Here is a 12,622-nt window from a genome sequence, read left to right on the forward strand (position 1 = left end):
CTTTCTACACCGTCTTGGCCACGATGATGGTCATGTCGTCTTCCATGTCGCGGCCGGCGCGGAAGGCCTGGGCCTCGTCCAGGATGGCTTCCATGATGTTGGACGCGCTGTTTTTCGCATGCTTGCGGATGACCTTTTCCATGGCTTTTTTCCCGAACATCTCCTCCTGGGCGTTGGCGGATTCCCAAATGCCGTCCGTGGCGATGACCAGGACCTTGCCGGGCGTAAAGCCTTCCATGCAGTATTCCTCATACTCCCAGTCGGGATGCAGCCCCAGGGCCACGCCGCGTCCGTCCAAATACTCAAACGCATCGGTTTCAGGATCGTACAAAAAGGCCGGGTCGTGTCCGGCCCGCACCCAGGTCAGGGCGCGTTTATCCAGGTCCACAACCGTGTAGGAAAAGGTCATGAACCGGCCGGTTTCCCAGGTGTCCTGGGTAAGCTGCTTGTTCATGGCCGTGACGATTTTCGCCGGGCGGTTTTCCCGCAAGACCAGGGTGCGGAATATGGACCGGGCCGTGGCCATGTGCAGGGCGGAGCCCACGCCGTGGCCGGAGGCGTCGGCGATCAACAGGCCGATTTTTTCGTCCGGAAGGGTGATAAAATCAAAATAATCCCCGCCGGTCTGGCTGCTGTAGCGGCTGGTTCCGGCAAGGTCCAGGCCGGGCATAGTAGGCGCCGCCCGGGGCAGGAGGTTTTGCTGCACTTCCTCGGCCAGGGCGAGTTCGCCCAGGAGCTTTTGCCTGTGGCTGAGCCCTTGAATCATGATGTTGGTGTGGCCTGCGATCACGCCGAACTCGTCGTTGGTGGCCACGGGAACCCTGCGGGTCAAATCCCCCTTGCTGACGCTTTCCAGCACATTGGTTTCGTTTTCAAACAGCAGTTTCAGGTTTCGGGAGTACGACCAGATCATGTTGACGGCCAGGGCCATGAAAATCAGCATGATGAACAGGATGTCCTTGCCCACGGACTCCTGGGCCATGGCGATGCTTTGCGCATCCTGTCCGGCCGAAGCGAGCCAGTCAATGTCGTTTAGCACCACCAGATAGATCACGAAGGTGGTCAGGAGAGCGGAGGAAATGGCCACAAGAGCGAATTTTCTGGTCACCGAATAGAATTTTTTCGGAGGCAAGTAGTTGTTGGCGTCCAGGGCGGCCGTCAGGACTTTGCGCTCCCGGTGCAAGGCCATGTCCACGGCGATGAAAAAGCCGGCCAAAGAGAATCCAATATAAAGCAAACCCGCGCTGGATCGGGGAAATCCCAAAAATAAATGGGCGTAGATGGCCCCCATAAGCCCGAAGATCAGCACCAGAACAAGGTCCATCGCCATCTGCCGGCCGGACTGGGACATGGGGCTTTTTTCCACCCATCGCTTTTCCAGAAACCAGCGGGGAATCAAAGCCGCCGCAAAAAAGAACATTATGGCCGCCCCCAATTTCACGGGGGGCAGGTTTTCCATGAACGGTCAGACCTTTCCCCCGTATAGGGTCAGGATGACAGTGAATATTACATATAGCAGTGCGATGCGCATAACAGGCTCCCCAAGTGAGTTTGAAGCCAAGGTGATTCTATTCGAGTAATTCCACCTGGGATTTCGTTGGGACGCGATACGTATCTCAAACGACGTGATTTGGTGCGTTTGATCATTGCACCAGAGATGCGTTAACGCCCCTGAAATCCGGCATATTCGCCTTCCTTATGTCGGCGGCCAATCCGTTTTCCGCCATTATGGCACGAGCGCCTTGCTCATGTCATCACGACAAAATGCGAAAAAGCGCCTCCGGGTCGGTGGTGGGCCGTTGACAGGTATAGCCCTGGCACACATAAGCCGTGGCTTTGCCTTCCACGCAGGCCTGCTCCCGGGTATACGGCGCAAGCTCGTCAAGCTCCTTGCAATCCTCGGTATTGGGCCGAAACACCAGCACCTTGTTTGGCACGAATCGCTGATTCACGCCGTCCAGCATGACCGTGGAGTCCCTGGCGCCCTGATCACCGCATATGACGATTTCCAAGGCCGGGCCGACAATAAAATCCAACGCCCCCAGCAAATGAGTGTAAACGTACGGCTGGGCCTCGATTTGCCCGGAAAAGGCTTGCAGGATGGCTTCGGCCTTTTCCCGGCATTCCTCATTGGCTGTAATCCCGGCCAGACGCAAAAGATTGACGGCCGCCGCGGAGTTTCCCGAGGGCTGGGCGCCGTCGTACAGGTCCTTGCCGCGCATGAACAGCTTTTCGCCGTAAACCGGGCTCATGAACAAGCCGCCGTGATCCCGGTCCCAGAATAAATCCAGCATGGTTTCGTTTAAAGTGACGGCCTTTTTCAGCCATTTGACGCCAAAGGTGGATTCGTACAATTCCAGCAAGCCCCAGACCATAAAGGCGTAATCATCCAGCAGGCCGGGCAGGGCGGCCTCTCCTTCCCGGAAGCGTTTTTGCAAATGCCCCTGGCCGTCCTGGAGCGCGTCCAAAATAAAGTTGGCGGCCCGTACCGCGGCCAGGGTGTATTTGTCATCCCCCAGGACGCGCCCCCCTTTGGCCAGGGCGGCGATCATGAGCCCGTTCCAGTCCGTGAGGATCTTGTCGTCCTTGTAAGGATGAATGCGTTTTTTCCGCTCCGCAAAAAGGGCCGTCCGGATTTTTTCCAGGCGCGATTCCAACTCCGCCTTTTCCATGCCCATGTCCCGGGCCAGTTGGGCCAGGTCCTTTCGAAGGTGGGGAATGCTGTCGCCCGTCTTTTGACCGGTGGCCTGATCAAAGAAGTTGCCGCCCTTGACCAGGTTGTAGGCCGAGATAAACAGGGCGCCGTCCTCTTTGCCCAGGATCTTATTAATTTCCTCCGTGGTCCAGACGTAAAACTTGCCTTCCTCGCCTTCGCTGTCCGCATCCTCAGCGCTGTAAAATCCCCCTTCCGGGGAGGTCATGTCCCGGAGCACATAGGTGAAAATCTCCCGGGCGTTGGCTGCGTACTCCTCCTTGCCCGTGGCCTGATAAGCCTCCAGCAGGGCGTTGGCGGTCAATGCCTGGTCGTACAGCATTTTTTCAAAATGAGGCAAAAGCCAGTCAGGATCCGTGGCGTAACGGTGAATGCCGAAGCCCACGTGGTCGTATATGCCGCCCATGCGCATGGCCCTAAGGGTTTTCTCCACCATGGCCAAAGCCTCAGCATCGCCGGTGCGTTTCCAGTAGCGCAGCAAAAAGGTTAAATTATGCGGGGTGGGGAACTTATTGCCCCGGCCGAAACCGCCCCGTTGAATATCGTAGGAGGCTTTCAACCCGGCGAAAGCCTTGCCCAAGGTGTGGGGCCCCAATTCCTCCCGGCCCTTTTTCGGCTGGGCCTGGGATAGGGCCTGCACAACCTGCTGAGCGGCGTTTAAAGCCTTGGAACGCTCGTTTTTCCAAAGCTCCCCCAAAAGTGACGAGAGGCGCATGAGCCCCGGCCGCCCCATGTGGTCTTCCTTGGGAAAATACGTGCCTGCGTAAAAAGGCTCTTTGTCGGGAGTCAGAAAAACGCTCATGGGCCAGCCCCCGGCGCCGGTCATGGCCTGGGTGACGCTCATATACACATGGTCAATGTCCGGCCGCTCCTCCCGGTCCACCTTGATGCAGACAAAATGCTTGTTTAAAAGCGCGGCCGCCTCGGGATCCTCAAAAGACTCCCGCTCCATTACATGGCACCAGTGGCACGTGGAATATCCGATGGACAGAAAAACCGGCTTGTCCTCTTTTCTGGCCTGCTCAAAAGCCTCGTCCCCCCAGGGCCGCCAATCCACCGGATTGGCCGCGTGCTGCAGCAGATACGGGCTTTTTTCAAAAATTAGACGGTTGAAATTAGCGCCGCCGTCCGGAGGCAGGATTTTTATTTCCTCCGGCGTGGGAAAATATGCATGGGTGCGTCTTGCCTGGCTGTCCATAGTACGTCCTGTTCCCCCTTTCCCAATGGGTGTTCAAGGCCTGATTAAAAAGAAGCCGCAAAGCCCCCTGTGTTCAGTTGCGTTGATTGAAAATAATAATCAATATTAGATATGGCAAGCGCGGGAGAATGGATTTTAAAAAATCGGCACGCAACCCGGGCGGGGAGTTATTTTGAAATGGGCCGATAAATGGGAGTCCGGGCGGGTAATGGCGGAAAGCCCGGCATGATGCAGCCATGCCGGGCTTTTTGCGTTTATTTGCTTATACCGCCAATCACTCCGCCACCGCCGCCGCTTTCCGTGGAATCCGTCAAGTATTCTTCAAAAAGGTGTGTGATGACGGCTCTTTTTCCGCCTGAGCCCGGATAGTTTTTCACTTCAAGGCCGCTTTTGTTGACCGCAGTGTCGGAGCCTTTTTCAGCGCCGTTACCCACCGTATAGGTTTGTTCGCCTTTTTCCCTGTGCAGGGGATCGACAAAGGTCAGGGTCAGGTTTCCGTTGTGATCCATGGTTGCTCCCGTAACGATGACCATGTGGCCTTCCGGCGGGGTGCTTTCGGGTTTAAAGGTGAGGACGACCTCCACATCCCGCCCTTTGGAGACGGCCTGAAATATATTATTGAAACAGGCGTTTTCGCGGCCTTTGGTGGTAAGGCCAATCCCGGCGGCCGCTTTCAAGGCGTTGGAGGCGGCTTTTTTTCCAACAAGGAATCCATCCGGGGTGGTGCCCTTATTGTTGGCGGCGTCCATCATGCCGCCGTCTTTCATGGCTTGTTTGAGTTTTTCCCGCACAAATTCTTCGGCATGATTCGGCCATTCCGGGATGCCTTCAAAAATGGAATCAGCAATCCTGGCGGCTGTTTCAGGGTTTTCGGAATAGGCGGCCTCCTGGATATCCCCGATGAGCCGGGCTTTTTCCAGGAGATAGGTTACGGAGTTGGAGCCGCAGGTGGGGGCGCAGTCATAATCGCCCTCTTGCTTGGTTCCGATCATTTCGGGGATATGGGCCTGTTTTTTGAAGGCTTTTTGAAAGCCCGCCGGTTCGGCCATGGGGCCTGGCGCCTGAGTGACGGGATGGTTTCCGCCTCCGTCCTGGATTTTACCTCCCGGCGGCGCGAAACCCGGAGGGACGGGGTTGTCCGGCGGGTCGTAGATGGGGGGCTCGGGCTCCGGCCATTGAAGCGGGGGAACCTCCCAGACGGGCGGCTGTATTCCGTATGCCAGGGGCCAGTCATACGTAGTCGTGACGGTCTCGCCTTGGGGGCCGAAACACCAGTCTTCCGTCTCGCCCCGGGCGAACCCGCCTGCCGGTCCGGATCCGTCCCATCCGTTATCCCCAAACAAGGCCGGGTCGATCATTTCCGTGGTCAGGGTGATGCGAATGCATGGAAAAGCGATGAGGGCGTTGGGGTCGGTCAGGGCGAAAGACGTGCTGATGTCCCGTTGCCCGCCCTGGTGTTGGATGGGCAAGTTGACCACAATCCATTCGTGCTGCCTGTTGGGCAGGGTTCCGTACGATTGGAACCGGCCGTCATTGTTCAAGTCCGCGGCCACGTTCAGGTAGCGGACGGCTGTATCGCTGTCCGTGCCTATAGGAATCCTGATGACCCCGACTCCGGTGGGCTGGCTGTTGGAGGATATGGGATAAATGTCAAAATCCGCGTCGTCAAAGTCCAAGTCAATGGTTTTGGCGTCCAACTCCGTGTCTGTGGTGGAAGAGGGACCGGAGCCGATCCATTCGTGGGATACGTTTCTGTGATACGGACCGGTGCGTCCGGCTGCTGCGTTTTGCGTCCCAAGGGTGGTGGGAAAATTGGTGGAGGCGTCGTCCAGGTCCCCGAAATCCGCCGCTTGGTTGGATATTCTCGTCAGGGTGCGCATGTTGTAAAGAACATCCGTCAGATTGATGATGGAGTCGCCGTTTACGTCGCCGTTCACAACTCCGGGAGCCCCGGGAATTACGGCTTTGCCGGCGATGCGGCTATCATCCGCGAAAACCGCTTGGGCCAGGAGCAAAAAAAGAACAACAATGCCCATGGAGCGCTTTGTCATAGTCATTAGTCCCTCCCTGCAGGCCTGGGCGTTTGCTCAGGCTATGTTTTGATCCGGTGGTTCAATTATGGCAAGCTGTCCATATCATGTCAAAAAAAACATTAAGGATGGGGTTGGCGTGGAAAAAAAGCGCCGATAAAGCGCGCAATAAAAGCCATGGAAATTGGATAAAAATGTAAAAAACTCAAGATTAATTATTTTAAAAGGTCATTATATTCTAAATATTATATGGCAATTTATAAAATCCGCCCTTTGTTTGATGGCGGGCAGCCCTGCGTTGCGGCGGCTTTTCTCGGGCGGGTTTCGAATCCGCCCGGGAAGGCTGTGCTTTCATGGGCCGCATTCAAAGACGCCGCCTATTTATGCTTATGCGCAAGCATGGTTCCGGTCTCGCAATAATGGGAGAGAGCGTCCGCCAGAAAATCCAGGGAGACGAGCATTTTGTCGTGCAAATCCTGGTCCGTGAACCGGTCGTTTTTGGGGCAGGAGAGAATTCGGCTGCGGGAGGTGCGGTTTAAACACCCCGGGCCTGAGGATTGCGGACCCTATGAGGAAAGGTTCGCCGCGCCTTGTATCGGGAAATCCTGGATTACGTGCGCAGGGAAACGGCCCTGCAATACTTGCAGAAAGGGGAAATGACCCTGTGCGACATTGCCTACTTATTGGGATTTTCCGAGCAAAGCGCATTCAACCGGGCCTTTAAACGATGGACCGGCAAAAGCCCCAAATCCTTTCTTTAATCATGATGATAGGTCTTGTTGACGATTTTCCATTCGCCGTCCACCTTGGCCAGGCTCAGGTAATCGAAAAATTGCATTTTCATATACACGTCGCGGACCTTGACCGCAGCCGCCTGGCCGGTAACGTCGATGCTCAGGATTTCCATGTCAAAGGGCTCTCCCTTGGATTCAAGGGACGGCGCGGAAGCGACCATTTTGAAAAAGCCCGAGGCGGGCATGTGCGAGAACTTGCCGTGGAAATGGCCGAACAAAAAAGCCTCGGCGTGAAAGGCTTTCTCCAGCCTGGCTACGTCTCCGTAATACATGCCGTCAAAATAGTTCTGAACGGTTTCCTTGATCATTTCCAGGTCTTGTGCGTTGTCGGTCATTTTTGCCTCCACCTTTTGACAAGAAGTCATTGTTGAAATACATTGAAAACAGAGGCTCGGCCGAGTGGTTGCCTGTGGGCGCCTGCGAAGGCGTTGCCTCTTTTTTTTTATCCCCTGCCGTTGCGGATATCCTGAATGATGCGGGTGGACGAAACGTCCGAGGCGTCGGGGATCAGCGCCACCCGGCCGCCCAGCTCCTCCACCAGTTCGTGGCCCAGCACCTGGTCCGGCTTGTAATTTCCGCCTTTGGTGAGGATGTCGGGCCGAACGGCCCGGATAAGTTCGTTCAATTGGTTCGTGGAAAAGACGGTGACAAAATCCACGCCGGTCATGGCGCTGATGATTTTCACCCTTTCGCGCTCCCGGATGATGGGGCGGCCCTGCCCTTTGACCATGCGGACGGACTCGTCGTCGTCCACGGCCACAACAAGCACGTCGCCCAGCTTGCGGGATTGCTCCAGAAGATTGATGTGCCCCTCGTGCAAAAGGTCGAAGCATCCGTTGGTGAGAACGATCTTCTTGCCCTGGCGGCGCAGGTTTTCCAAGACGCCTTGAAGCTCCTGCAGGGGCTTGAGCTTGGCCTGGTAGGCGATGGGCTGGTCCTGCAACTGGGCTTTCAACTCCGCCTGATCCACGGTGGCCGTACCCACCTTGGCCACCACAATGCCGGCGGCCGCGTTGGCCAGGGCGGCCGCGGTCTTGTACGACGCCCCCGCGGCAAGGCTCAGGCCCAGCACGGAGATGACCGTATCCCCGGCGCCGGACACATCAAACACTTGCCTGGCCTGGGCGTGCACCCGGAAGGGCTCCTCGCCCGGAGAGAACAGGGCCATGCCTTCCTTGCCCAGGGTGATGAGAATTTTTTCCGCGCCGGCGGTTTCCAGGAGTTTGGCCGCCGCCCGTTCCAGGCTGGCCTGGTCCGTGATTTCCACGCCCGAAGCCTGGGAGGCTTCCCTTTTATTGGGGGTAATGCAGGTTGCGCCCTTGTATTTGGAATAATCCATGCCCTTGGGATCGACGATCAGGGCTTTTCCGGCGGTTTTGCAGATTTTCGCCAACTCCCTTAAAAGCGGACGGGTGAGCACGCCTTTGCCGTAATCCGAGGCGATCACCAAATCGCATTGGGGAATCTGGGTTTGGGCGAAACAAACTATGGCCTGCACCTGTTCTTCCGAAATCTCCTGTTTGGACTCCCTGTCGATGCGCAGCATTTGCTGGTTGGCGCCGATCACACGGGTTTTGCGCGTGGTTGCACGGCCCTGATCCACCAACAGGCCATCCGTATTGACGCCCAGGGAGGTCAGCTTGCCGTTCAGCAAATCCCCGGCTTTGCCGCCGCCCATAACCCCTGCCACGGACACCTTGGCGCCCAAAGCCGTGAGGTTGTTCACCACGTTGCCGGCGCCGCCCAGGGTGGAAGTGGTTTTTTTAACCTCCACCACCTGCACCGGGGCTTCCGGAGAAATGCGGCTGACCTCGCCCCACAAATATTCGTCGATCATCATGTCGCCCACCACAAGCACCCGGCAGGACGAGAACAGGGACACGTCAAAGCTATGAAAATTTTCGGCTTCCATGGATTTTCCTTAGCATGAAGGCGCGGCCTTAGGCAAAGCCTTTGGCGTTAAAAGGATGCAAAGGGCTTATTTTCGTCCGTAAAGTCGGGCACGGCGTTTTCCGGGGACTCCTCCGGGTCCTGGGTGAGAATCAGCTTAAATCCCAGATCCTCGGCCATGCCCACGGCCTGATCGTATTCCTCTTGGGTAATGGTCCGGTTGATTTCAGGAAACTCGGAGGCCCGGTGCAGAGGCGAATATTGGGACATGATGGACAGGCCGATCCCGGTGGAAACCTCCAAAGCCAAAAAGCACAAGGACTCCCACAAGCCGGAAACGCCGCCGGGCAAAACCAGCAGCCTCACCCACACGCCCCGCCTGGCCATGCCCGTGCCAGGGTCGATGTCCATATCGCCGGTCTGACGATGCATTTCCAGGACGGCCTCCCGGGCCGCTTCCACGTATCCCGGCGCCTGGGAGTATTTTTCGGCCAGGGCGTTGTTGGAATATTTCAGGTCCGGCAGATACACGTCCACAAGGCCGTCCAGGGACTTAAGCATTTCCATGCTGTCGTAGGCGGAGCTGTTGTACAGCACGGGAAGGCTTACGCCCGCTTTTTTGGCGTAAACAAGGGCCTCCCGCACCTGGGGAACCTGATGGGACGGGCTGACCAACCCTAAAAAGCCCGCGCCTGCGGCTTCCAGCTCCAGGGCCTTTTGGGCGAACTCCTCCGGCGTGCAAACCGAATCCGCAAGCCCTTGCTGGCTGATCTGCCAGTTCTGGCAATACACGCAGGCCAGGTTGCAGGAGGTAAAAAAGAAGTTGGCCGTCCCGCCCGGGCCGGAGAACATGGGCTCCTCGCCCTGATGCAGGCCCGCCCAACTGATGTGCAGCCGATGGTCCAGGCCGCAAAAGCCGGTCTCGCCGCCGGCGCGGTCCACGCCGCAGTTCCGGGGGCACACCCGGCAAGGATTTAACGCATTGTTTCTATTCATGGGTTTGCTTTTAGCCCTGAAAGTTGATATTGCAAACGTCAGCCTATGGTCTGACCGAAAAGGAGCCCCTCCCCATTTACATCCGGGTATTACGAAATCAGACGAAAAATTGCAAGTCATAGCAGCGCCGGAGCGGCAATGCCGTGGACCGGCGCCCGGACAATTTTCCAAAAAATGATGCCGCAGGGCGCCCCATGCGTTTAATATGCGCCCCAGGCCGGGAAGTATAAGCCTCATCCCGGTTTTTTGCCTGACTTTTTAGTATATATATTGTATTGTTGTAAACATGATGGTCAATAACGAAATCAATGATGCAGCCGCCCCCCAGCCGCAGGAAGCAGAGCGGACTTTACCGGGGCCGTGGCCCTGGTACGTTATTTTGCTTCTGGGCTTTGGGCTGGGCGGCTTTTTTGTCTGGCTAATGGTTTGCTGGGCCTTGTGGGCTCGGAACGAAAAAAAGCGGAGCCTGATCGCCCTGGCCGCCAACCTGCTGGTTTTTGCAGGCGTTCGATACGCCAGCTTAAACCTTCTGTGCTCCTGGTGGGTCATATCCCTGGGCGCCGTCTTCCTGGATTTGGCGTGGACTGTAGCCGCCTGGCGCTATCAATACGTTTTTATAGGCCCTGCGCCGCCGCGTTACAAAAACCTGCCGCCGGTAAAATGGCTTGCGCCCGTGCTGATCGGAGGCTTGCTGGGATTTTGCATTGCGGCGCTTATCAGCATTCCCCAGGCCATAGAAAACCGCATTGCCATGCTTTCTCTGTGGGACTCCCTGAACCGCGAAATCGTGTTGTGGGATTTTTTCAAGGGCGCTTTTGCGGGCATTGCCGGCGGTGTTTTCGTCGGCGCTTGGTGGGCGGGGAACCCCAAAGGATTTAAAGTCCGGGACATTGTCTGCTATCTGGGCGGAACCCTGATCGCCTGGATTGGGCTGCTGCTGCTGTTCAAGCTGCAGGGCTATTATTTGACCGGAGGCGGCGAAGCCCTGGACATGGACTCCGTTTACAATTCGGTGATTCCTCCCTGGGGCGGCAAGGATAAGCAATTCGTCCTGACCATGGGAAGCTATATCGAGTTCATGGGGTTTATCCTTATACCTTTGCTGTTCGGCGCTCCCGGCAGAATCCGCGATTTCGGCCTCAGAGCCCTGGTCGTCCCCCTGGTTTTTATTTGCTCCTTCCCCTATTGGATGACGTCAAACTCACAATGGATGGACTATCAGGGGAGAATCATGTACCTGGCGGCCTCGCCGGACCAGGCTGAGCGGGATTACGCCTTTGACAAGCTGAAGACGCTTCTTGCGCGCTATCCCGATCATGCGCGCTGGCCGTATCTGGCCGAGAAATACGTCGCCTATTTGTACCATCAGGGCGAGTTTGAAAAAGCCGAAGAATACAACCGCCGCATTGCCGAGAATTTTGAAGGCCAAAACCGCTGGTACTGGATCGTATCCCAGGCGAAATCCGTTCAGGAAAACTATGACCCGTCCAAACGCAATCCCGGCGAGTGGCTGAACATACCGGTTGTGGACGACGCCAATTATCTGACCGCCAACTGGATGAGCCTGCTTGCGGCCATCCGGTATTGGGAAGGGGAGGACGTACCCGAATCCCAGATAAAAACCCGCTTGAGGGCCATGTCAGAGACCGAAGACCTGATCAACCTCCGGCCCTTGCTGTCATTTGTGCATCTGGACGACGCAGCCGCCAACCTGGGCTACAAAACCCTGGTTCTGCCCTCGGACCTGCCAACGGCCCAAAGGCTTTTGGACAAGGGCATCCCGGTTTTTATGGAGGGCTACCAGCTTTTTTACCTCATGTACGGGTTTGATAAAGGCCGGAACCTGGCCCTGACCTATAATTTTTCCTCCATCAGCAACCGGCAGATGAAAAACAACCGGGACGAAGCCGGCGAAGTGCTGGGCCTGGAGGATGAAGGCCGGGGCAAAAGCAGGATGCGCCGGGAAAGAATCCGCCGCGAGGCCTATTGGGAAATGGCGCCCGAGGTTTGGGAAGCCCCCGTGAACCAAATCATCAGCCCGTTTATGGCCGTGGTGATCCCCGAGCAATACTTGTCCATTGCCGCGGAAGCCGCAGGCTTGCCAAAAGCGGAGTTGATTGCCCAAAGCAAGGCCCGGATAGCAGCCCTTATAAGCCTCCAGTTCACCAAAGCCGGAGATCCGGTAAACGCCATTGAATGGGCCATGGCCTCCGCGGAGAAATGGGACTCCCCCATTCCCTTCTACATGGCTTACCTGGCGGCCTCGTTGTGGGCCGACCGGAGCGAAAATCTCAAGAGCCGGATCAGGCTGGAAAAAGGCTTCGACGAGCTGAAAACCTATATGGCGTATTTTGACAAGCCTGAAATCAAAGCATTTTTGGATAAATCCGCCGCGCAATTCGAAGCGGACCTGAAAGATCCGGGCTTGCCCAGGATGGTCGGCATGGCCTATTTGTCCTTTTTGCATAAAAGCGATCCCCGGCAGCGCCGGATCATTGCGGATCTTTACAAACAATGGACCCAAACGGACCCTTCCCGGTACAGAACCTGGGCTAAATTGGCGGATTTATACGAGTTCGCAAACGACATCCCCAATATGGTCGCTGCTCTGGAAGGGATGATAAAGGCCGGCCCGGCCGCCCATTCCGGCCGCCTGAAGGCGGCCTATGGTTATATCCTTCTCGGGCAGCCGGAGAAGGCCAAGGAAACCCTGGAGCATGTGGAGGCCGGAGGCCTGCGCCATGACGCGGATTATCAATTTGTGCTGGGCGCCATTGCGGAATGGGAGGAAAAGCCCGAAAAGGCTCTGACCCATTATGCAGCGGCCGTGGACATGAGACGGCATATTCCCGTTTATCATCTTTACTACGGCCGTGCGCTTTTGGCCGAAGGACAAGATGAGGACGCCAAAAAGGCCCTGGAATGGGCCTGCCGGATCGATCCGGACACCGAGGTGACTGAACAAGCCCGGAAAATGCTGGAAAACATGGACTGACCGAAT

At 56.6% G+C, this 12,622-nt stretch carries 8 protein-coding genes; 2 read left to right on the forward strand and 6 right to left on the reverse strand.

The features are described from left to right. Nucleotides 1–4 precede the first annotated feature (4 nt). From BUE18_RS05525 to BUE18_RS05535, 3 genes are all read right to left on the reverse strand, one after another. On the reverse strand, nt 5–1,459 hold the full coding sequence (locus BUE18_RS05525) for a PP2C family protein-serine/threonine phosphatase (RefSeq protein WP_073473739.1): 1,455 nt from the start codon (nt 1,457–1,459) through the stop codon (nt 5–7). A gap of 295 nt (nt 1,460–1,754) precedes the next feature. Beyond that, complete coding sequence (locus BUE18_RS05530; protein ID WP_083610793.1) at nt 1,755–3,911, reverse strand: thioredoxin domain-containing protein; 2,157 nt, start codon at nt 3,909–3,911, stop codon at nt 1,755–1,757. Nucleotides 3,912–4,165: 254 nt separating this feature from the next. Then, a complete protein-coding gene (locus BUE18_RS05535) occupies nt 4,166–5,968 on the reverse strand; it encodes a hypothetical protein (RefSeq protein WP_139264622.1) in 1,803 nt (600 codons plus the stop codon). 563 nt (nt 5,969–6,531) lie between these two features. Here BUE18_RS05535 and BUE18_RS05545 point away from each other — a divergent pair. Next, nucleotides 6,532–6,702 carry a helix-turn-helix domain-containing protein gene (locus BUE18_RS05545; protein WP_083610794.1) on the forward strand — a complete coding sequence of 57 codons (171 nt, stop codon included), beginning with the start codon at nt 6,532–6,534 and terminating at the stop codon, nt 6,700–6,702. Here the strand turns inward: BUE18_RS05545 and BUE18_RS05550 are convergent. From BUE18_RS05550 to BUE18_RS05560, 3 genes are all read right to left on the reverse strand, one after another. After that, the gene (locus BUE18_RS05550; RefSeq protein WP_073473744.1) at nt 6,699–7,070 is read right to left on the reverse strand and encodes a nuclear transport factor 2 family protein; all 372 of its coding nucleotides are present in this window, start codon (nt 7,068–7,070) and stop codon (nt 6,699–6,701) included. The genes BUE18_RS05545 and BUE18_RS05550 overlap by 4 nt on opposite strands. Nucleotides 7,071–7,177: 107 nt before the next feature. Then, entirely contained in the window at nt 7,178–8,647 is a 1,470-nt protein-coding gene (rfaE1, locus tag BUE18_RS05555; protein WP_073473746.1) for a D-glycero-beta-D-manno-heptose-7-phosphate kinase, read from the reverse strand. 47 nt (nt 8,648–8,694) lie between these two features. Further along, nucleotides 8,695–9,621, reverse strand: coding sequence for a radical SAM protein (locus BUE18_RS05560; protein WP_073473748.1), 927 nt, complete (start codon nt 9,619–9,621; stop codon nt 8,695–8,697). A gap of 286 nt (nt 9,622–9,907) precedes the next feature. Between BUE18_RS05560 and BUE18_RS05565 the strand changes: the two genes are divergently transcribed. Beyond that, nucleotides 9,908–12,616, forward strand: a complete 2,709-nt coding sequence (locus BUE18_RS05565) for a tetratricopeptide repeat protein (protein ID WP_073473749.1) — start codon at nt 9,908–9,910, stop codon at nt 12,614–12,616. Nucleotides 12,617–12,622 lie beyond the last annotated feature (6 nt).

It is taken from the genome of Desulfatibacillum alkenivorans DSM 16219 (genome assembly GCF_900142135.1).
Classification (GTDB): domain Bacteria; phylum Desulfobacterota; class Desulfobacteria; order Desulfobacterales; family Desulfatibacillaceae; genus Desulfatibacillum; species Desulfatibacillum alkenivorans.